The 21,687-nt window shown below is 60.2% G+C and carries 20 protein-coding genes; 8 read left to right on the forward strand and 12 right to left on the reverse strand.

Annotated features, from left to right (window positions below; genetic code table 11):
- Positions 1-117: 117 nt before the first annotated feature.
- The 7 genes from QD336_RS13240 to QD336_RS13270 all read right to left on the reverse strand — a co-directional run bounded on the left by QD336_RS13240 (position 118) and on the right by QD336_RS13270 (position 7,195).
- The gene (locus QD336_RS13240; RefSeq protein WP_499171029.1) at positions 118-987 is read right to left on the reverse strand and encodes a D-psicose 3-epimerase; all 870 of its coding nucleotides are present in this window, start codon (positions 985-987) and stop codon (positions 118-120) included.
- Between the two features lie 66 nt (positions 988-1,053).
- Positions 1,054-1,719 carry a nucleoside triphosphate hydrolase gene (locus QD336_RS13245; protein ID WP_499171030.1) on the reverse strand — a complete coding sequence of 222 codons (666 nt, stop codon included), beginning with the start codon at positions 1,717-1,719 and terminating at the stop codon, positions 1,054-1,056.
- A 37-nt stretch (positions 1,720-1,756) separates the two neighbouring features.
- Positions 1,757-2,608: a sugar phosphate isomerase/epimerase family protein gene (locus QD336_RS13250; RefSeq protein ID WP_499171031.1), complete on the reverse strand. Its 852-nt coding sequence runs from the start codon at positions 2,606-2,608 to the stop codon at positions 1,757-1,759.
- A 1-nt stretch (position 2,609) separates the two neighbouring features.
- A complete protein-coding gene (locus QD336_RS13255) occupies positions 2,610-3,605 on the reverse strand; it encodes an ABC transporter permease (protein WP_269345619.1) in 996 nt (331 codons plus the stop codon).
- Positions 3,602-4,618 (reverse strand): ABC transporter permease, encoded by a 1,017-nt coding sequence (locus QD336_RS13260; protein WP_269345617.1) that lies wholly within the window; start codon positions 4,616-4,618, stop codon positions 3,602-3,604. The genes QD336_RS13255 and QD336_RS13260 overlap by 4 nt, the downstream gene beginning before the upstream one ends.
- A complete protein-coding gene (locus tag QD336_RS13265; protein WP_499171032.1) occupies positions 4,611-6,101 on the reverse strand; it encodes a sugar ABC transporter ATP-binding protein in 1,491 nt (496 codons plus the stop codon). The genes QD336_RS13260 and QD336_RS13265 overlap by 8 nt, the downstream gene beginning before the upstream one ends.
- 116 nt (positions 6,102-6,217) lie before the next feature.
- Positions 6,218-7,195, reverse strand: coding sequence for a substrate-binding domain-containing protein (locus QD336_RS13270; protein ID WP_112416084.1), 978 nt, complete (start codon positions 7,193-7,195; stop codon positions 6,218-6,220).
- Between the two features lie 239 nt (positions 7,196-7,434).
- Between QD336_RS13270 and QD336_RS13275 the strand changes: the two genes are divergently transcribed.
- From QD336_RS13275 to QD336_RS13295, 5 genes are all read left to right on the forward strand, one after another.
- Positions 7,435-8,514 carry a LacI family DNA-binding transcriptional regulator gene (locus QD336_RS13275; protein ID WP_499171033.1) on the forward strand — a complete coding sequence of 360 codons (1,080 nt, stop codon included), beginning with the start codon at positions 7,435-7,437 and terminating at the stop codon, positions 8,512-8,514.
- Between the two features lie 97 nt (positions 8,515-8,611).
- Positions 8,612-8,935, forward strand: coding sequence for a tetratricopeptide repeat protein (locus tag QD336_RS13280; protein WP_499171034.1), 324 nt, complete (start codon positions 8,612-8,614; stop codon positions 8,933-8,935).
- Positions 8,936-9,094: 159 nt separating this feature from the next.
- Positions 9,095-10,978 (forward strand): sigma-54-dependent Fis family transcriptional regulator, encoded by a 1,884-nt coding sequence (locus QD336_RS13285; protein ID WP_499171035.1) that lies wholly within the window; start codon positions 9,095-9,097, stop codon positions 10,976-10,978.
- 157 nt (positions 10,979-11,135) lie between these two features.
- Positions 11,136-12,209 (forward strand): 2,3-butanediol dehydrogenase, encoded by a 1,074-nt coding sequence (locus tag QD336_RS13290; RefSeq protein ID WP_499171036.1) that lies wholly within the window; start codon positions 11,136-11,138, stop codon positions 12,207-12,209.
- Between the two features lie 112 nt (positions 12,210-12,321).
- Positions 12,322-14,124 (forward strand): NAD(P)/FAD-dependent oxidoreductase, encoded by a 1,803-nt coding sequence (locus QD336_RS13295; RefSeq protein WP_499171037.1) that lies wholly within the window; start codon positions 12,322-12,324, stop codon positions 14,122-14,124.
- A 52-nt stretch (positions 14,125-14,176) separates the two neighbouring features.
- Here the strand turns inward: QD336_RS13295 and catB are convergent, their stop codons facing one another.
- Entirely contained in the window at positions 14,177-14,806 is a 630-nt protein-coding gene (catB, locus tag QD336_RS13300) for a type B chloramphenicol O-acetyltransferase (protein ID WP_499171038.1), read from the reverse strand.
- 257 nt (positions 14,807-15,063) lie between these two features.
- On the opposite strand from catB, the gene QD336_RS13305 reads away from it, so the two are divergent.
- Both QD336_RS13305 and arsK read left to right on the forward strand, forming a co-directional pair.
- A complete protein-coding gene (locus QD336_RS13305) occupies positions 15,064-15,414 on the forward strand; it encodes an ArsR/SmtB family transcription factor (protein ID WP_499171039.1) in 351 nt (116 codons plus the stop codon).
- A gap of 48 nt (positions 15,415-15,462) precedes the next feature.
- Positions 15,463-16,644: an arsenite efflux MFS transporter ArsK gene (arsK, locus tag QD336_RS13310; protein ID WP_499171040.1), complete on the forward strand. Its 1,182-nt coding sequence runs from the start codon at positions 15,463-15,465 to the stop codon at positions 16,642-16,644.
- Between the two features lie 103 nt (positions 16,645-16,747).
- On the opposite strand, the gene ampC is transcribed toward arsK, so the two are convergent.
- Positions 16,748-17,905: a class C beta-lactamase gene (gene ampC / locus QD336_RS13315; protein WP_499171041.1), complete on the reverse strand. Its 1,158-nt coding sequence runs from the start codon at positions 17,903-17,905 to the stop codon at positions 16,748-16,750.
- Positions 17,906-18,039: 134 nt separating this feature from the next.
- Between ampC and QD336_RS13320 the strand changes: the two genes are divergently transcribed.
- Entirely contained in the window at positions 18,040-18,918 is an 879-nt protein-coding gene (locus tag QD336_RS13320; protein ID WP_499171042.1) for a LysR family transcriptional regulator, read from the forward strand.
- Between the two features lie 6 nt (positions 18,919-18,924).
- On the opposite strand, the gene chrA is transcribed toward QD336_RS13320, so the two are convergent.
- The 3 genes from chrA to QD336_RS13335 all read right to left on the reverse strand — a co-directional run bounded on the left by chrA (position 18,925) and on the right by QD336_RS13335 (position 21,475).
- Entirely contained in the window at positions 18,925-20,133 is a 1,209-nt protein-coding gene (chrA, locus tag QD336_RS13325; RefSeq protein ID WP_499171094.1) for a chromate efflux transporter, read from the reverse strand.
- 184 nt (positions 20,134-20,317) lie between these two features.
- Positions 20,318-20,800, reverse strand: coding sequence for a hypothetical protein (locus QD336_RS13330; protein ID WP_269345592.1), 483 nt, complete (start codon positions 20,798-20,800; stop codon positions 20,318-20,320).
- A gap of 132 nt (positions 20,801-20,932) precedes the next feature.
- Positions 20,933-21,475, reverse strand: a complete 543-nt coding sequence (locus QD336_RS13335) for a hypothetical protein (protein WP_499171043.1) — start codon at positions 21,473-21,475, stop codon at positions 20,933-20,935.
- Positions 21,476-21,687: the final 212 nt, after the last annotated feature.

Raw genomic sequence — 21,687 nt, forward strand, 5'->3', positions numbered from 1 at the left:
CCTGAAGAGACACTGGAGTTTTAGCCGCAAGCGATGGCCTGTTCAACTCGCGGATGGTGGCAGTGCCGAACCGGGCGACCGCAAATCGCGGCCGCCCGGTCAGGATATGATCGCAAATCAGCCACCAAGGACGAAGCGGGAGAATGCCAGTGAATTGCGGGCATCCTCATCCATTTTCGCGATATCGGCGCCATTGCTGAGGTCACGCCAGACCTTGATATCCGAGCCGATGGTGCCGCCCGTCTTCACGAAGGGCTCCATGACGACCGCGCCGGTGTAATTGATCTCGCGAAGCGCAAGACCGATTTCATGCCACGGCATCCTGCCTGTGCCCGGAACGCGGCGATTGCTCTCTCCGGTGTGGAAATGACCCAGCAACGGGCCAGCCGTTCGGATGGCCTCGCCAAAGCTGTCTTCCTCGATGTTCATGTGGAACGTATCCAGCATGACCTTCACATTGTTCTTGCCGACATCCTTCACGAAAGCGACGCCTTCGGCCGCCGTGTTGAGGACGTGGTTTTCAAAACGGTTGAGGACTTCGATGCACAGATTGATACCGAGATCATTGGCGAAATCAGCGATCCCGTTGATGCCCTCGACGCCGCGCGCATAATCGCCTGCCTTGTCGACGGGCTGCGAATAATCGATCGGCCAATAGGAATGCAGAGCACCGCCGATGGTATGGATGTCGAGTTTGGCGACATTGGAAAGGGTCCGTTCAAAGAACGCCTTGCCGGCCGCACGCACCGAAGCATCTTCCGACGACAGGTTCTTCGTTTTCGACGGGCCGATGCCGGCGGTGAGGATGATGCCGTTATCCCTGGCGCTCTGCCTGATGGTCGCGAGTTCGGCGTCGCCATATTCGTTGATGTGGTGTGCGGCGACTTCGATGATGTCGAAACCGAGCTTGGCGACCTTCTCGATATAGGGACCGAACTTGGCGCTCCACTCATGTTCCCAGTAAGAATAATAGATGCCGTGTTTCATGGGTGTCTCTTTCGTTTTTCTGTTTCGCTTGACTTTGAATAGGGAGGCGCAGTCATTCAGGCGGGCTCAGGACGCGGCGCCTTTTCCCGGATTTCTGACGCGAAAATCAGGTTCCGCGCTTGTGGACGTGATGAAGCGGCCATTGGGAAGATCGTTCTCCTCCACCTTGCGGTTGATCTCCTCCTCGCCGAGACCGAAGCTCAGCCAGCGGTCTCGCAGCCGCGCACGCAGATCGTCCTCCTCGACATCGACGAAAACTGTGAGATCGAAGATTGATTTGAGACGATGCCATGGCGACTGGCTGGCAAGGAGATAATTGCCCTCACAGACGATGATATCGACGGATTGCGGGATCAGCCGGCCGCCGGCGCGGGCAATCTCGATGGCGCGATCGAAGACCGGCACGGCAACGACATCGTCCTCATTAGCCTTGAGACGTTCAAGCATATGGCGCAGCCCGTGCGCGTCGAAGGTATCGATGGCACCCTTGAAGGCACGCCGGTTCATCGCCTCAAGCACGGCATCGTCATAATGAAAGCCATCCATCGGAAACAGCGCAGCGGACACGCCGTTGCCCGCGTTCAGTGCGTCGACCACACATTCGGCAAGAGTTGATTTTCCCGATCCGGGGGCGCCGGCAATCGCAATCATCACGCGCCGGCCATTCGAGCCGGCAAAACGCTTCAGCGCGAGGCCGGCAATTTCACCGGCATTATCGTCAATTTTACTCAAGATGCTCCTCGCCTCGAAAAGTGGTTCTCGCCACCGGCTATTCGAAAATCCGGTACTGATTTGCCTTGTCGCGTAGAAAGGCCAGCCCCTTCTCCAGGGACTCTTCAGTGCTGGCCGCGACGGGCCGCCACGTCGAAATCGCACCCGCCATCTCCACCGGCATCGCGGCAAAGCCCTCAAGGGCAAGGACGCCGGTGAACCTTATGGCCGCAAGCGCCGAAAACACCTCGTCCCAGGCGACGTTGCCGAAACCCGGCGTGCCGCGGTCGCTTTCCGACATATGCATATATTTCAGATGGTTGCGGGCAGCGATGATGCCGTTGGCTATGCCCTTTTCTTCCATGTTCATATGGAAGGTATCGAGATGGATGAAGATATTGTCGGCACCGATGCGCTCCACCAGCGCCACCGCCTGTTTGGCGGAGTTGAGCAGATGGTTTTCATAACGGTTGACGGTCTCGATGCCGAATTGCAGGCCGAGCGTTCTTGCGTGGCGGGCGGCCTCGGAGAGCGCCCTTGTCAGATTGTCATATTCACCCTGCGTCGGCGGAAAACCGGTGCGCTCATTGGTGCCGCCATAGGTGACGCCGGTCAGCGCCTTCGCCCCCATGGCGGAAGCCTTGTCGAGGGCGGCCTTGAGATGCTCGACAGCGGCTTGCGGACGGACAGAAGCCCAGGCCGGTTCCGGCAGCACGAGCGAACAGACAGCACTGAGATCATGCTGCTCAAGCAGGCTGCGCGTGTGTTCCGCATCGACGGACGCGATATCGACAAGCGGGATTTCGATGAAGTCCTGACCATAACTGGCTGCACCGGCAATGGCGCGGGCGGCATTTTCATGGTCCCATTTCAGAGACCACATCATTGCGTGAACACCGAGGCCCTTCACGTCATACCTTCTTTCTGAGAGATGCGAAGTAACTGGAAAACAGGCCGCGCGCCGCCATGACGACGATCATCAGCACGCCCCACAGCGCGGTCGCCAGATGCTGGTTGGCGCCGAGAAGATTGAGGCCGGACGACAGGAGCTGCAGCACGATGAGCGCGACGAAGACGGGTAGCACCCGGCCGAAACCGCCGAACGGATTGATGCCACCGAGAAAGGCCGCCAGCACCGTGATCAGCAGATAGGATTCCCCATGGCCGACACGCACGGAGTTAAAACGGGCAAGCATGATGATGCCGGCGACAGCACACATCAGACCCGATAGCGTATAAACGAGCACCTGAATCTTGCGGGTATTGAGACCGGAATAACGCGCAGCCTCGATATTCGAGCCGATCATCAACAGGCCGAAGCCGAGCTTGGTGCGCGTCAACAGCACATGCCAAAGGCCGACGCAGACGGTAAAAATCAGAAGCGGGATCGGCAGGCCAAGAAGCGTGCCGTGACCGAGCGGCGCCATATAGGCCGGAAAACCGGAGACATCGCCGCCGCGCGTCAGAAACTCGCCCAGTCCGCGCAGGAAGATCATCATCGACAGCGTCACCAGAATGGGGTGGGCGCGGGTGTAGGCTATCGCCGCTCCCGTCATCGCTCCGGCGGCTCCGCCGGTGACAAGTGCGGCAAGGCAGGCAAGCAGGAATGCGCTCGGCGGCGCATCCACCCCACCATGGGCCTGCAGCACCCAGGCTGCGGCAAGCCCGGACAGATTGGCCGCAAAGGTGACGGACAGATTGATCCCGCCCGTCAGCAGCGGCAACAGCATCGCCAGTGTCAGCAAACCAAGCTCAGGCAGCTGGAAGGCGACCGAACCGAATGTTGCGAGCGACAGGAAGTTGTCCGCAAAGGTTCCGAAGATGAGCATGACGGCGATGAAGGCAATCACCGGGCCCGCCATGTCGGCCCCGAAGATCGCGTTGAATTTCCGGATGAGGCTGTTCATCGCTGCACGCTCCCCTTTTTCGTGGATGTGCGGAGCGCACTCGGCAGAAGCTTGTCGAAGCGGGTCGAAGAGAGTGTGATGGCGACGAGAATGATGGCGCCGACGATCATCTTGAAGGCAAAGGGCGACACGCCCATCAGGTTGAGGCCGTTCTGGGTGATCGACACCATCAGCACCCCGAGCACACAGCCAATGACGGAGCCCTTGCCGCCGCCGAGCCGCGCGCCGCCAAGCACGGTGGCAGCAAGCACATCCAGCTCGCGACCATAAAGCGCGTTGGGCACCACCTCCTGCGCGTAATGCGCCTGCATGAGCCCGGCAATGCCCGCCATCAGGCCAAGCCAGCCGAAGGAAATATAGTGCATGGCGCCGATATTGATGCCGAAGCGGCGAGCGCCTTCCGGATTGTCACCGAAGGCATAGAGCTTGCGTCCGACAGTGGTGCGCGAAATCATGAACCAGGTGGCGACGCAGCAGAGGATCATCACCACCACAGGCAGCGTCAGTTCCACCCAGGAACCATCGGACATTTCGCGTTCGTAAAACACCACGCGCGTCGAAAGCCATTCCGGCAGGTCATAGATCGACACGCCCTTGGTAAAGAACATCAACAGGCCGAAGAAGATGTTGAAGGTGGAGATGGTCGCGACGATGGAGATGATGTTCAGCCGCCAGACGAGGAAGGCGTTGACGAAACCGAGACTGAGGCCAACGGCACCGGCGATGATGAAACCCTCCGCCCAGTTACCGCCGCCGAGAGCATTGAGCGCCAGCACCGTGACATATTGAACGACGGAGGCCGCGACCGCGAAGGAAATGTCGATACCGCCGGAGATCAGCACGACAAGCAAGCCGACCGCAAAGATGATGTTGACCGCCGAGACATTCAGCACATCGAAGGCGTTGGAAATGGTGAGGAAACGGTCGGTGGCGAAAGAAAGCCCGGTGCAGAGCAGGACCATGACCACAAGCAACGTGAATTCGGTCGTATGTCCGAGGATGAGCCTACGCATAGATGGCGGCCTCCAGTTCGGTCAGCGACAGGCGTCGCGGATCATAGGTGGCGTGGAAGCGGCCTTCGACCATGTGGATGACCCTGTCTGTATTGAAATAGACTTCTGGCGCTTCGTCGGAGATGACGATGATCGACAGGCCCTCTGCCGCGAGCTTGCGGACGATTTCGAAGATGCCGGCGCGGGCACCGACATCGACACCCACGGTCGGCGCATCGAGGATGAGTATTTTCGGCCCGATCGCCAGCCATTTGGCAATCGCCACACGCTGCTGGTTGCCGCCTGAGAGCGTGCGGATCGGATCTTCCGGCAGGCCGATCTTCACCCCGAGTGCTGAAATCCAGCGGGAAACGACATCCGCCTTTTTCGATGGCGAGATGAGGCCGCCGCTCAGCAACTTATCGAGCGAGGCCATGACGAGATTGTCGGCAATGGATTGCGGCTGGTTCAGGCCAAGCGACAGTCGGTCTTCGGAGAGATAGGCAACACCCGCCCGGATCGCGTCCCGGTTGGAATGGAAATCCACCTTCTTTCCATCGATGAGAATTTCGCCCGATTGCGGCCGGTGCATGCCAAACAGCGTCAGGGCCAGTTCCGTGCGTCCGGCCCCGAGCAGGCCAGTGATGCCGAGCGTTTCTCCGCGCCGCAGATCGAAGGAAACATCCTCGAACTCACCCGCCCGGCTCAGGCCGCGCACGGAAAGAACGACAGGCTTGTCATCGTGGTCGGCGGCAATGACGGCGCTGTCGAAGTTGCGGCCGGTCATCAGCTCGGTCACGCGCGACTGGGTCATGCCTTCGACCGGGAAAACACCAACAAGCGATCCGTCCCGCAAAACGGTGATGCGATCCGATATCTCCAGCACTTCCGCCAGACGATGCGAGACGAAGACGACCGCGACACCGGATGCCGAGAGGTTGCGGACGATGTCGATCAGATAATCCGTCTCCGACTGCGTCAGCGATGCGGTGGGTTCATCCATGAAAACGAGACGGGCTTCGCCAACCAGCGCGCGGGCAATCGCCACGATCTGGCGCTGGGCAATCGGCAGCTCCTTGAGCGGCCGGTCGAGATCGAACGAGACGCCGAGACGCGCCAGCGCTTTTTCGGCAGCCTTCTCGATTGCGCGCTTGTCGACCAGCCCAAATCTGCCGTTCACCGCATATTGGAAACCGATATTCTCTGCCACCGTCATTTCATCGAACAGCGCCAGATCCTGCCAGATCACCTGAATGCCAAGCGATTGCGCCAGCGTCGGGGTCATAGCAGCGATGGGTTTGCCATCGAAATAGAGCTCGGCATCGCTTTGCGGCGTGTAGACCCCGGTAATGACCTTGATCAGGGTGCTTTTGCCGCAGCCGTTTTCGCCGGCAAGGCAATGCACTTCCCCCGGATTGACCTCGAAGGAAACGCCCTTCAAGGCGCGCACGCCACCAAAGGTGACCTTGACATTCTTGAGGGACAGGAGCGGTTCTGCGCTCATGATAGCGTATCTCTCCTTTCGCCGCGAAAGCATCGCAGACGTGGCGCTCGGCATAAATTTCGGTTGGACGTCGCGCGGGCGTTTTCCCCGCGCGACGCCTTCGGCCTTGGGGAGGATCAGAGGCCCATGGAAACGAGCTTGTCGATGCTTTCCTTGTCGATCTTCAAGAGTTGGTCGACGACGATGGTGTTACCCTCGGGATTGATGGTGCCGAGACCTTCGATATTGTCGCCGGCTTTGGGTGTCTCGCCCTTGGCGATACGGTCGGCGAGCGTGATGAAGACTTCACCGGCCTGCTTCGGGTTCCACATGAAGCCACCCGTCAGCGCGCCAGATTTGATCAGCTTGGCGCCCTGCCCCGGAGAGAACGGACCGATGACGAAGACCTTGCCGTCCTTACGCCGCTCTTCGACGGCACGTCCGGCGCCGATCGGCCCCTGCGAACCGAAGGCAAGGAAGCCCTTGAGGTCGGCATTGGCCGACATCAGGTCAAGTGCGGTCGAACGGCTCTTGTCGAGATCTTCCGCCACACCGTAGCGGTCGCCGACCAGCTTCATGTCGGGATAGTTTGCCTTGATATAGGCGATGGCGGCATCGGCCCAGGCGTTGTGAAGCGGAACGGTGAGCGAACCGACGAAGACGGCATAAGAACCCTTGCCGCCCATTTTTTCCGCGAGCAGTTTGCCATGCGCTTCACCGAAACCCTTGGCGGAGGCGAGTTCGAAATCCCAGTCGGCGCCGAGCTGCTTCGGGGATTCATGGGTGATGACCTTGATGCCAGCGGCCTGCGCCTTTTTCAGCACGGGCTCCAGCACCTTGGCATCATTCGGCACGACACCGATGAAATCGACCTTCTGGGCAATCAGGTCTTCGATCGCGCGAACCTGCAGGGCCGGGTCGGCACTGGTGGGACCGACCATGAAACCGTCAACGCCGAGCTTCTTGCTCTGCTCCTTGATACCGGCCTCCATGGCGTTGAACCACGGGATACCGCCGATCTTCACAACGACGCCAACCTTCGGCCCTTCGGCAAAGGCTGCGGATGAGAGCAACGCAAGCGACAGACCAACCGCCGCAGCAATAATTTTCTTCATTGATGTTCCTCCTCAAAAATTCGGCAAACAAAATCCGCCCGCAGCCCGTTTTTCCCGGACGCGTTCAAAATTTCTCATCTCGCTTATTCGAGACTCTCCCTTGCCACTCCCACAGCAACCACCATGCACAATCGATATTGCCAATTTGCACAATCGATGGTGCAATAACCATAACATGAAGCGCCCTTCCGTCAAGGGGATGCGTGCTCTAATAATTGGAATCAGTTGGGGAGATCACAGTGACGGGCATAAGTTCCAAGAAAGCCACCATTTATGACTTGTCGATATTGTCCGGCGCTTCCGCCTCGACGGTCAGTGCGGTGTTGAACGGATCATGGCGCAAGCGGCGGATTTCGGAGGAGACCGCTGACAAGATTCTCTCGCTCGCCAAGGCCCAGCGCTACACCACCAACCTGCAGGCGCGCGGCCTCAGAAGTTCGAAATCCGGCCTCGTCGGACTGTTGGTGCCGGTTTATGACAACCGGTTCTTTTCATCGATGGCGCAAACCTTCGAGGGGCAAGCCCGCAAACGTGGCCTGTCGCCCATGGTCGTTTCCGGCCGGCGCGACCCCGAGGAGGAGCGGCGCACCGTCGAGACCCTGATCGCCTATTCGATCGATGCCCTCTTCATCGCCGGTGTGACAGATCCCGATGGCGTGCATCAGGTCTGCGCACGCGCGGCCCTTCCGCATGTGAACATCGACCTGCCGGGCAAATTTGTCTCCTCGGTCATTTCCGACAACCGGCACGGCGCGGAAATTTTGACAGCGGCGATCCTTGCCCATGCGGAAAAGGGCGGTCCTCTTGGCCCGGATGACGTCATACTGTTCGGCGGCCATGACGACCACGCCAGCCGCGAGCGTATTGACGGCTTTCATGCCGCGAAAGCCGATTATTTCGGCGTTGAGAGCGGTGATGACATCGAGATCACCGGCTATTCACCGCACATGACGGAACTGGCATTTGAGCGTTTCTTTGCCCGCAGGGGCCGCCTGCCCCGCTGTTTCTTCGTCAATTCCTCGATCAATTTCGAGGGGCTGCTGCGTTTCATGGGGCGCCATGACGGCGAGGCCTTTGGCGACATCGTCGTCGGCTGCTTCGACTACGACCCCTTCGCGTCTTTTCTTCCCTTCCCGGTTTACATGATCAAACCCGATATCGCGCAGATGCTCGAAAAAGGCTTCGAACTGCTGGAGGAAAACCGGACGGAACCCGACGTCACCATCATCGAACCGCAACTCATTCCCCCGCGAACCGCCCTCAAGGGGCCGCTTGACGACATATGGGACCCGGTTGCATTGCGGCGCATGGCGAAGTGAAACACCCTGCCAAAAGGGCCGAAATCTTCGCTTGACCTCAACCACGCTTGACGTCGTACCGATTTGCAACAGGCACCACCATTGCAACGGAATAACGATGATTGAAAAGCTCATGAAGGTGTTGGAAAGCGGAAGGGATAGCGCCGTCCTGCGCTTTTCCATCGCGAAGGCGCTGGTGGAAGCGCGGCAGTTCGAAGACGCCGCGCAACATCTGCAAGAGGCCATCCGGCAGAATCCCGACTATTCGGCGGTCTGGGCGGAACTCGGCGAGTGCCGAGCGCGGTTGGGAGACAATGACGGTGCCGCAGTGGCCTGGGTGGAAGGCGTGGCCGTGGCCATCAGGTGCGGTGACATTCAGGCAAAAAGGCAGATGGAGGTCCGGTTGCGACGTTTGCAGACACGCAGCTCAAATGTCAGTTGATGATGCCCGGACCATGAAGGGAAACCCGGCCTCACATAGCGCCGCCAGTTCATCCGATCCCACGGGCTGAAAAATCGCCGGAAGATTAGCCAGGTTTCATAAAACTGGTTATGATCGCCGGAAAAATCACGGGAGGCGGCTGTCCAGAGCCGGTGGTTTATGGGTTTTTCGGATCACATCAAGGAAATCGAGACCGTCGGTCAGGGCAGGAATACCGGCCGGGATGCGGTGGTGCTGGAATCCTGGCGGCGTTGCCTCGACACCTACCAGCTTGATCCGACCAAGGCGCGCGAAGCGGTCATCGTTTCCGAGACACGTCTTCGCGAGCATCGCCAGCAGGCGGAAGACCTTGTGCACATTGCCCGCTCCGGCCTGGAACGGCTTTACCGGCAGGTGGCCGAGCAGAATTACGTCCTTCTCCTTTCCGATCGGCAGGGCGTGACGGTTGAGTTCCTGGGCGATCCCTCCTTCAACAATAATCTGCGCAAGGCCGGGCTTTATCTGGGCTCGGAATGGTCGGAACCCCGCGCCGGCACCTGTGCCGTCGGTGCCTGCATCGCAACGGGCGAGCCGCTCACCATCCACCAGACCGATCATTTCGATGTCACGCACACGCCGCTCTCCTGCACGGCAGCGCCGATCTACGATACGCAGGGCGCGCTCACCGCCGTACTGGATATTTCGCTGCTCAGTTCGCCGATCCTGAAGACAAGCCAGAACATGGCCCGCCACCTCGTTTCATCGACGGTACGCAGGATCGAACTTGCCAATCTGATGGCAAGCAGCCGGCATGATCTCGTTCTGCGCTTTGCAGGCGCGCCCGAATTTCTGGATGTCGACCCGGAAGCGGCGCTGTCGGTTGACGGCTCCGGCCGCATCACCGGCATGACACACGCCGCAGCCCGTCTTCTCGCCGCCTCCCGCGGCCTCGACTGGCGCATGCCCGAGCGCCTTCTTGGACAGCGGGTGGAGGAGTTTTTCGAAGCCGATTTCGATGAGCTTGCCTCACTTACCCGCTCCAGCCTGCCCCAGGACAGACGCATCATCGTCAGAGACGGGACCGTGCTTTATGCGCACGCGATCGAACCACAACAGCGCAGGTCGACCGTTCCGCTTGCCCGCTCGAAACCGCAGCCGGTAACGGAGAGGATCGGCGGTGACGGCCCGGCGGTTCGAAATCTCAGGCGGAAGGTGGAGAAACTCGCACCCGCAAGACTACCCATCCTGTTGCAGGGCCAGACCGGTACCGGCAAGGAGCACCTCGCCCGCATCATTCACGATGCCAGCGGTGTTTCCGGCCGCTTCGTCGCCGTCAATTGCGCTGCCATCCCCGAACAGCTGATCGAAAGTGAACTGTTCGGTTATCTGCCGGGCGCCTTCACCGGCGCTCTGGCGAAAGGTCGCAAGGGGCTGGTGGAAGAGGCGCAGGGCGGGACGCTTTTCCTCGACGAGATCGGCGACATGCCGTTTGCGGCCCAGAGCCGGCTTTTGCGCGTTCTGGCGGAAGGCGAGGTTCTGCCTGTTGGTGGTTCCACCCCGCAGAAAGTGGATTTCAGAGTGATTTCGGCATCTCACCGTCCCCTGAACGACATGGTGCGAACAGGTGCATTCCGCGAAGATCTCTATTATCGGCTGAACGCGGCGGTCCTGACGCTGCCGGCGCTTAGCGAGCGCGACGATTTTCCGTGGCTTCTCGACAGGATACTCGAAAAACACGGCATGCCCGGCCGGCCGCTGACGCTTTCCAACGCTGCCCGCCTGACAATCCTGCACCACCGCTGGCCGGGCAATATTCGTGAGCTGGACAATGCGATCGCCTTTGCAGCAGCCCTTTGCGACGACGGTGTGATTACTGTGGAAGACCTTCCGGAGCAGCTCACCCCCGCATCCTCCACGCCCATGATCGACAGCAACGGCACCGACCTTCGCGCCTTGCTGGCCGCCTGCAACGGCAATGTATCGGAGGCCGCCCGCCGGCTCGGTATAGACCGCACGACCCTCCACCGCCGTATACGGCGCCTCGGTATTGGAAAACCTCACTGAAGGTGAGGCATATGCCACAGCTGTAGCGCCACAGCTGTGGCAGGTTGCAAAAATGGCCATTCCGTAAAACCCAGCAATTTCAGGCCTCCGGTGGGGAAAACCCTGCTGGCATGGGCATTGCAGCTTCTCTGGCATCAAGTGCCATCGAGGAGAAAACATGCGCGCGCTCAGATTTCATGCAGCCAGGGATTTGCGGATCGAAGACATTGCCGAGCCGAAACGGCCCGGCCCGGGGCAGGTCCTCGTCCGCAACCGTTTCGTCGGCATCTGCGGCACCGATCTGCATGAATATAGCTATGGCCCGATCTTCATTCCCACCGAACCGCATCCTTTTACCGGTGCCCATGGCCCGCAAATTCTGGGCCATGAATTCGGCGGCGTGGTTGAGGCGATCGGCGAAGGCGTCACCTCCGTCAGTGTCGGTGACCGCGTCTCCATCCAGCCGCTCGTCATGCCGCGATCCGGCGATTATTTCGCTGATCGTGGCCTTTTCCACCTCAGCACGCAGCTGGCACTGGTCGGCCTCAGCTGGGATGGCGGCGGCATGGCGGAATCCGCATTGGTCAACGAATACAACGTCCAGAAAATTCCGGACGAGATGACCGACGAAGAGGCCGCACTGGTGGAACCCTCGGCCGTTGCCGTTTATGCCTGTGATCGCGGTGGCGTTACCGCCGGAAACAGCGTTCTGGTTACGGGTGCCGGCCCCATCGGCATGTTGACGCTTCTGGCCGCACGCGCAGCCGGCGCTGCCCAGCTCTTTGTCTCCGATCTCAATGATGCCCGCCTCGAGCTTGCCCGTAACGTCATCCCTGACGTCATCACCATCAACCCAAAGCGCGACAATGTCGGAGACGTCGTCCGCTCGGCAACCGAAGGCAAGGTCGGCTGCGATGTGGCGATCGAATGTGTGGGCAATGAACATGCGCTCAAGGCCTGCGTTGACGCCGTGCGCAAGCAGGGCGTCGTCGTCCAGACCGGGCTGCACCCGCATGAAAACCCGATCGACTGGTTCCAGGTGACCTTCCGTGATCTGGAGATCAAGGGCTCCTGGGCCTATCCGACCCATTATTGGCCACGCGTCATCCGGCTCATTGCCTCCGGCCTGCTGCCGGCGACGAAGATCGTCACCAAACGCATCACGCTGGATACGGCGGTGACCGAGGGCTTCGATGCGCTGCTCGATCCGGCCGGCACGCATCTGAAAATTCTGATCGACCTTTCGAAATAGCCTTCAGTCTGCGCCTGCCGGGAAGAGGAGCCCGGCATGCGCAGGCCATCGGCTTTAGGAGCGGCGACATCGCCGTTCCACCATCAGACCAAGCACCATGGAGGAGATGAATATGCTTGATGTCAGTCCCGCCACCAAAATCGACACGGTTCTTCTGAAGCTCGGCAACGCGCTTGAAGCCGGCGATATAGACGCCGCCGTCAACCTGTTTCAGGCCGATTGTTACTGGCGCGATCTCGTGACCTTCACCTGGAACCTGAAGACGCTGGAAGGCCGCGAGCAGATCCGCGACATGCTGACCAGCCAGCTTTCCGCGATCAAGCCCTCCGGTTTCGTGCAGGATGTGAAGGAGCAGGCTTCGGAAGGCAATGGCGTCACCGAAGGCTGGTTCGAATTCGAGACCGGGGCCGCTCGCGGTTACGGCCACATCCGCCTGAAGGACGGGCTGATCTGGACCCTGCTCACCACCATGAGCGAACTGAAAGGCCACGAGGAGCCAAAGGGCATTCGCCGCCCCATGGGCGCAGAACACGGCCATGGCCGCAACCGCACGACCTGGAAGGAAAAGCGTGAGACCGAGGCCGCCGAACTCGGCTATTCGGAGCAGCCCTATGTCGTCATTATCGGCGGTGGACAGGGTGGCATCGCGCTCGGGGCGCGCCTTCGCCAGCTCGGCGTGCCGACGATCATCATCGAAAAGAACGAGCGGCCCGGCGATAGCTGGCGCAAGCGCTATAAATCGCTCTGCCTGCATGACCCGGTCTGGTACGACCACCTGCCCTATATCCCCTTCCCGGAAAACTGGCCGGTTTTCACGCCGAAGGACAAGGTGGGCGACTGGCTGGAAATGTACACCCATGTCATGGAGCTGAATTACTGGGGTTCCACCACCTGCAAATCGGCGCGATATGACGAGGCGACGGGCGAATGGACGGTGGTTGTCGATCGCGCCGGAAAAGAGGTCGTGCTGCGGCCGAAACAGCTGGTGCTGGCAACCGGCATGTCCGGCAAGGCCAATGTACCGAAATTCCCCGGGCAGGATGTCTTCAAGGGCGAACAGCAGCATTCCTCGCAACATCCCGGCCCGGATGCCTATGCCGGCAAAAAGGTCGTGGTGATCGGCTCCAACAATTCGGCGCATGATATCTGCGCGGCGCTCTGGGAAGCGGGCGCTGACGTCACCATGCTGCAGCGTTCCTCCACCCATATCGTCAAGTCTGACTCGCTGATGGAGATCGGTCTCGGCGATCTCTATTCCGAGCGGGCGGTTGCGAACGGCATGACCACGCGCAAGGCCGACCTCATCTTCGCCTCCCTGCCCTACAGGATCATGCATGAATTCCAGGTTCCGATTTACGACCGGATCCGCGAACAGGATGCCGATTTTTACGCGGCACTGGAAAAGGCTGGCTTCATGCTCGATTTCGGCGACGACGAGTCAGGTCTCTTCATGAAATATCTGCGTCGCGGCTCGGGTTATTACATCGATGTCGGGGCCTGCGATCTGGTGATTGATGGCTCTATCAAGCTGAAATCTGGCGTGGATGTCTCCCATCTCACCGAAAATGCCGTGGTGCTGAAGGACGGCACGGAACTGCCCGCCGATCTGGTGGTCTATGCCACCGGTTACGGTTCGATGAATGGCTGGGCGGCCGATCTCATTTCCCGCGAAGTGGCGGACAAGGTTGGCAAATGCTGGGGGCTCGGCTCCGAAACCACCAAGGACCCCGGCCCATGGGAGGGCGAGCAGCGCAACATGTGGAAACCGACCCGGCAGGACGCCCTGTGGTTCCACGGCGGCAACCTGCATCAGTCACGGCACTATTCGCAATATCTGTCGCTCCAGCTCAAGGCCAGACAGGCAGGGCTGAAGACGCCCGTCTACGGGCTGCAGAAGCCGCATCATCTGTCCTGATCTGACAGGAACACCGGCCCGCCCCGTTGAGGCGGGCCGGCAATTTTGACCGTTAGGACTTATCGGACCGCCAGAAACGATAGAGCTCCGCGACATTGCCGCTGGTCATCAGCGGCATCGCGGCTTTCAGCCGCTCCGCCGGCCAATCCCACCACTTCATCTCGAGTAACAGGGCGATGCTATCCTCATCGAACCGCTTGCGGATCGTTTTTGCGGGATTTCCGCCGACGATGGCGTAGGGTTCGACATTCTTCGTCACCAGCGCCCGCGTTCCGATCACCGCGCCATCACCGACGGTGATGCCGGGCATGATGATCGCTTCCGAACCGATCCACACATCGTTGCCGATGACGGTGTCGCCCGCCGGCAGATAACCGTTGGCGGCATTCTCGAATTCCGGCACTTCGGGCATGAAGAAGAACGGAAAGGTACTGATCCACTCGTTGCGATGGCCCTGATTGCCCGCCATGATGAAGGCAGCCCCCGAGCCGATCGAGCAGAAGCTTCCGATCACCAGCCTGTCGGCACCCTCATCCGGCAACAGATAACGGGCGCAATCCTCAAAGCTATGACCGTGATAATAGCCGGAATAATAGCTGTATTTCCCGACCACGAGGTTCGGGCTCTTCACCTGTCTGTCGAGCGTAATGCCCCGGAACGGGCTTTCGAAATAGTTTTCCATTGGAGTTGTCTCACTGCATCTGTTCGCATTCGCCTGCCTTCAGGCAAGCATAAGCCAGGCGCGAAACCGACCGGTTTTGCGCCCGATGCTCCTCGCGCTCAGGCGGGAGCTAGATGCAGGTGATACTCGATGTTTTTATCATTCCGTCTGGTTACCGCAAAAAGTGGTGAAGGCCAAGCCTTCTCCCAAGACAGGGCCTTGCCGGGGGCGATCATCCGGGCTACGTATCCCTTCAATATTTAAAGGACTATTGAAATATGGATGAGCGTCAGGCCCTCGCATCCTTCGGTGCCTTGTCCCAGGAGACACGATTGCAGATCGTCAGGATGCTGGTGGTGGCCGGTCCTGATGGAATGTCTGCGGGCTCCATAGCGGAAAGTCTGGAGGTCTCACCGTCAAATGTCTCCTTCCACCTCAAGGAACTGGATCGCACCGGACTTATCGGCCAGCGGCGGGAAGCCCGCTCGATCATCTATGCGGCAAATTTCGATGCTCTCAGCGGATTGGCACGCTTTCTGATGGAAGAATGTTGCAGCGGACACCCGAAGAGTTGGGTTACGGCGCCCGATGCCCCCTGCGGCACATCCGCGACGGATGAGGTTCAATGAACAGTTTCGCGCGCCACATGCCTGCCGCTGAAGCGCCCGGAGGCTGCCATGCCGCCTGAGCGGGTGCCCGTTATTGCGATCTTGCTGTTGGGGATAACCCAGAACATCGGTTATGGCACCCTCTATTACAGCTTCAGTATTCTCGCCCCCGACATGGCAAGCCATTTTGCGCTGTCGCCCGAATGGATATTCGCCGCCCTGTCGGCCGCGCTGCTGATCGGCGGACTGACGGCGCCCTGGCTCGGCAGGCTGTTCGACCTGCTCGGAGCCGGGCGGGTCATGACCATGGGTTCGGCAGTGGCGGCAGCGGCTTTGATGGCCTGCGCCTATGCGCCGAACAGAGCATCCTACGTCGCGGCACTGATCGCCGTGGAAGTCGCGGCCAACCTCGTGCAATATGGGGCAGCCTTTGCGCTTCTCGTTCAGCTCCAGCCTCAGGCCGCATCGCGCAGCATCACATATCTGACGCTTATCGCCGGGTTCGCATCGACCTTGTTCTGGCCGATCACAACGGCCTTGCACGCCCATATGTCGTGGCAACAGGTCTATCTGGTATTCGCCGGCCTCAACCTGCTGTTATGCCTGCCAATCCACGCCTGGCTCGCGCGGAGTGCCTCCAGATATCGGGCAGCGGGAAGACAGGCCGCCGCCCGGATCGAAGGGGCGTTGCCGGCAGCACGCCGCAAACTCGGGTTCCTTCTGATGGTTTCCGGCTTCTCCCTCATGTCGCTGGTTAGTTCCGCCGTGCTCGTCCACATGGTCCCGCTCCTGTCGGGGCTTGGGCTCGGCGCGACCGCAGCCGTCGTCGGAACGTTATTTGGTCCGTCACAGGTTGCGAGCCGGCTGATCAACATGGTTTTGGGAAGGAATGTCAAAGCGACCCATCTCGCCCTGATCGCAGCCGGGCTCATCCCGGCAGGCGTGGTCGTCCTCCTGCTGACGGCTCCTTCGGTGCCGGGCGCCATGCTGTTTGCGGTGATCTTCGGCATGGGCAATGGCCTGCTCAGCATCGTCAGCGGTTCGCTGCCGCTATACCTGTTCGGAAGCGAGGGGTATGGACAGCTTCAGGGAAAAACGATGGCGGCCCGCCTGATCCTCTCCGCCCTTGCGCCTTTCGTGCTGGCACTGGCCATGTCAGGGATCGGCATCACCGCGTCGCTGGCAATCACGGCGGCACTCGGCGGATTGGCGATCATCGTGTTCGGCCAGGTTGCAAGACTGCTGCGATAGGGCCGGATTACCGTGACTGTCTCACCGTCAAAAGCAGCGCAACCGCGCAGGAATGATATCTTCCTGCACCGGTCGCATTTCGTCATGGCTCAGCGGAGCGGGCCTATTTAGTCGCGCCCAGCGCCGTCAAAATCTCATAGGCTGCGGAGACACGTTCCTCATTGGGATAGTTTTTATTGGCCAGAATGACGATGCCAAGTTTCTGCTTCGGAATGAAAGCCACATAGGCACCAAAACCATTGGTGGAACCGGTCTTGTTGATGAAGACATCCTCGCTCGGTTTCAAAGGGGGCGTGATCTCGGAGACCGGGACCGTCTTCAGCAGGGCGCCGGAATTTGTTTCGGTCAGCGTTTTCAACACGGCCGGCTGGGCATATTGCTCCCAGATCATGTCCTGCGTCATGGCGCCGACGCTGAAATATCCCGTATGGGTGTTGAGGACCGCCTGCCGGGTTTTTCCATCCAGCTTTTCGAGCCCCATATTCGCATCGACGAAGTGGATCATGTCCTCTGCCGTCGACCTGACGCCATAGGCCTCCGAAGAGAGAATGGCCGGTGTCACGCGGGCCGGATCGCCATTTCTTTTGTAACCCTGCGCATAATCGGCCATCTTTGCCTTGGGCACCACGGTGAAGGTGTTCTTCAGGCCAAGCGCCGGAAACAGCGTGTCCTGCATGGCGCTGTCAAAACCCTGGCCCATGGCCTTTGCGGTGATATATCCGAGCATTCCGATGCTGGGATTGGCATAGGTCCGGTGGGTTCCGGGCTTGTAGGAGGGTTTCCAGGCCTTGAGATAGGCCAGGAGCTGCTGTTCCGTCTCGACACTATCCGGCACCTGAAGCGGAAAGCCGCCGGCGGTGTGGGTGCCAAGATGCATCAGCGCGACATCGCCAAAGGGTCTACCCTTCATGGAGGGAAGATAATCTTCAACCTTGCCGGACAACGAAAGCTGGCCATTCATTTCAGCATAGGTGCTGAGGGTGACGGTGAAGGTCTTGGAAATGGAGCCGAGTTCGAAAAGCGTCTGCGGGGTAATGGGCTGGCCGGTGCTTTTGGACATGACGCCATAGGTAAAGATGTGGTTTTCACCACTGACGCTGATGCCGACGGCGAGACCCGGAATGCCGTTTTTCTCCATGACGGGCCTGATCGCGGCATCCGTTATCGCTTTCAACCGGGCATCATCGGCGGCGGAAGCCTGCGTGAACAGACCCGTCGAGAGCAGCGCAGCCAGCGCGATATGTCTGCGATTAAATTTCATCTTTCGCGTTCTCCAAAACTTCAGGTGGATTTTTCGGCTGTTCGCCATCCCCAGCGAAAGAACGTTTAACCGCCCTACATTGCACGAACAAATCATGATATCTCGGAAGAGACACAAGAAAATCTAGGTCTTGAATGGTACGTCAATTTCTTCCGCTGAACGGCCTGAGGGCTTTCGAGGCATCGGCCCGGCACCTCAGCTTCACGCGCGCGGCCATTGAGCTGTGCGTAACGCAGGCGGCCGTGAGCCAGCAGGTGAAGGGGCTGGAAAAGCGGCTGGGCGTCGCCCTTTTCCAGCGGTTGCCACGCGGCCTGAAGATCACCGCCGAGGGTGAGGCCCTGCTGCCGACGGTAACCAGTTCCTTCGACCAGATGGCGACGACGCTCGACCGGATCGAGGCCGGACAGGTACGCGAATTGCTGTTTCTGGGCGTTGTCGGAACCTTTGCCGTGGGTTGGCTGCTGCCCCGGCTGAAGGCGTTTCAAAAACGCCATCCCTTCATCGACGTCAGGGTTTCCACCAATAACAACCGGGTGGATATGGCAGCTGAAGGACTGGATTTCGCCATTCGTTTCGGCCAGGGCTCCTGGCACGGCACGGATGCCTTCCGGCTTTTCGAGGCGCCGCTTTCGCCGCTCTGCACACCGAAGCTGGCCGAGGCGCTGAAATCGCCCGCCGACCTGATGGAAGCAACGCTGCTGCGCAGCTACAGGGCCGATGAATGGAGCAACTGGTTTGCGGCAGCCGGGGTGACGCCGGCGGCGCAGGTGAATGCCGGCATTGTTTTCGATACGTCGCTCGGCATGATGGAGGCAGCGTTGCAGGGATTGGGCGTGGCGCTCGCGCCGCCATCGATGTTTTCGCGGCATCTGGCCTCAGGGGAGGTCATTCAGCCCTTTCCCGTGACCATCTCGCTTGGAAGCTATTGGCTGACCCGGCTGCAATCAAAACCACCCACACCCGCGATGCAGGCATTTTCCGACTGGATGTTCGAGACCATCGGCGGCGCGTGAGCGATCCTATATCAAGGCAAGCAGGACGCCGCCGGCCGCGCAGAGCGAGACCACGGCCCATGGCGGGGTTTTCCAGACCGTCAGCAGGATGAAACCCGCAAGCGCAAGGGTGAAATCCTTCGGCGTGAAGATCGCGCTTGTCCAGACCGGATCATAAAGGGCTGCGCCGAGAATGCCGACGACCGCGGCATTGGCGCCGCGCATGGCAGCCTGCGCCAGCCGGTATTTGCGGAAACCTTCCCAGAAGGGAAGCGCGCCGACCAGCAGCAGCATGCCCGGCAGGAAGATCGCGACAAGGGCGATGGCCGCGCCGGCGATGCCGTTGGGCTGCGGCCCCACCACAGCACCCAGATAGGCGGCAAAGGTGAAGAGCGGGCCGGGTACGGCCTGGGTGGCGCCATAACCGGCGATGAAGGCATCTTTTGTGACCCAGCCGGTGGCGACGACTTCCGATTGCAGCAGCGGCAACACCACATGGCCACCGCCGAAGACCAGCGCGCCGGCGCGGTAAAAGGCATCAAACAAAGAGAGGCCCTGTGATGCCGCCACCGCCGCAAGCAGCGGCAGCAGGCCGAGAAGCAGGGCGAAACTGGCAAGCGCGACATATCCAACGCTTTTCGGCACCCGGAAGGCGAGATGGGTGGCCTGCCCTGCGGCATCGGAGCGACAGAAGACAAGCCCGGCCACGGCGCCGACGGCGAGCGCCAGTATCTGCCCGAAAGCACCGGCGACGAACACCACGCAGACGATGCCGGCCAGCGCGATGCTGGCGCGCTCACGATCCGGCGCAAGACTTTTCGCCATGCCCCACACCGCCTGTGCCACCACGGCAACGGCGACGATCTTCAGCCCATGCAGGAGGCCTGTGCCGACCGGGCCTTCGATGGAGGCCGCGACCGTGGCAAAGAGAAGAAGAAGGATGGCGGATGGCAGGGTAAACGCCGTCCAGGCCGCCAGCGCCCCGAGCGGCCCGGCTCTGAGCAACCCCAGCGCAAAGCCCACCTGGCTGGACGCCGGGCCAGGCAGAAACTGACAGAGCGCCACGAGATCGGCATAACCGGCCTCATCGATCCATTTGCGCCGCACGACCAGCTCATCGCGAAAATAACCGAGATGGGCAATCGGCCCGCCGAAGGAGGTGACGCCGAGCTTCAGGAAGGCAGCGAAAACCTCGCCGGGGGTTCCCTGTTTACGGCTGTCCGCTTCGGTGCGCATTACCTGTGTCGACGATTTCACGAAGAACTCCCTGCGTGCAACGGCAATTCGTCAACACATATCGGCCTCAAAACGATTTCGGTATCAGACACCATTATGACAGGGATATGAAGGGGCTGCTTGCACCGACGCCGGAAAGTCGCGCGCACTTTCCGGCGTCTCTGACTGTTATCCGGCGAAGGGCCTATCGCCCGGTCGGCAACAGATCGGCAAAGTGCGAAATCCAGCCATTTTCATCGGTGCCGCCGGAGAAACCCGTTGCCTCCCAGATGATGTGATGCTGGTTGCTGCCGTTGCGAATGGTCACCGCGGCGGCGATGGGCGTCGGGGATCGCCAGGAAAAATTGCGGTTTGCCCCCGGCGCGAGATGGCTGAGCGATTCAAGCTGGACATCGTCGAGGAAAAGCACCGTGCTCATCTGGGTCTCATAGAGGTACTCCCATCGCGCCTGCGCCAGCGCGTTTGCTGCCGCAACGAGAAGGTTGCTCTCGCCGACGGGATCGGCCAGGGCGGCCAGACGCCATGCGGCGAAGATATTGGTGATTTCCTCCGTATCCAGCCCGAGGCTTGAGAGGAACTCGATGGTCTGGTCATTGCCGAAGGCATTATAGCCCGCTTCACCGAAGGGCCGGATATGCTTGACCACGAAATTGCTGAGAAGTGGCATGTGTATCTCCTTTTTTGGATATGAGCCATCTGTTCCCGGACTTTGATGTGCGGGATCGCATGATGAGATTTGGTGTTGATTGGGTGCCGGGATATGGCCCGCGATCGATGGGATTGCGGTCGGCCCGCCGGCTTAGCCGAAGGTTATGGCGACGCGGGCCGGCATGCCCAGAAACTCCTGGAGGCCGAGGCGCGTTCTGGCGCCGCCCCGCCCGGCCGGCCATGGATCGAGGATATGAATTTCGAGATCCTTGCCCTTCACGGTGTAACCGTAGACGAGGTAGTAGTGGTGCTCCGTTCCGATCACGAAGACGCGGTTGTCATCGATCTCGTGTCTGACGATGTCGGCCGTCAGAGCGTCGACGAAGTGACCGCCGGTCGTTGTGTGATCGAAGGCGTTCCACTGGCTCGACACAAGCTTGACGATATTACTGTCCGGATTGGCTCCGCCCATTTCATCGATGCCGGCGGATTGATCCAGAACCTGCGCCAGTTCCCAGCTTTCCCGAACCTGAGGATCGACGGTCGCGAGCGCCTCGGTGTTGCGCCGTGCAATATCGTATTGCGAAGCTGCGGGAAGCCCATAAAAGGCCCGCACCATCTGTTCGACGGCAGCAAAGCACCAGGCGGGTGTGTCCTGGGGGACCAGAACGGGAGGGTCGTTGACTATCGGCATGGCCTTCTCCTTGAAAATTGCGGGCGGTGGCTGCGATGGCAACCGGATGCCCGTCACTGATTCCGGGTGGGGTGAATGCTGAGGTTTCGGTGGCCACCCTGCCGGCATCTGCGCCGGCAGGGCATTGTCCATGATCCCTTTTGCCGAAGGGGACGTCTTCCGGTACGGACCATGGTGGCGATTCCTGCCGGGCCGGAAAAGGAACGGCAGGC

This window comes from Rhizobium sp. BR 250, from assembly GCF_047445855.1.
GTDB classification, from domain to species: domain Bacteria; phylum Pseudomonadota; class Alphaproteobacteria; order Rhizobiales; family Rhizobiaceae; genus Agrobacterium; species Agrobacterium tumefaciens_I.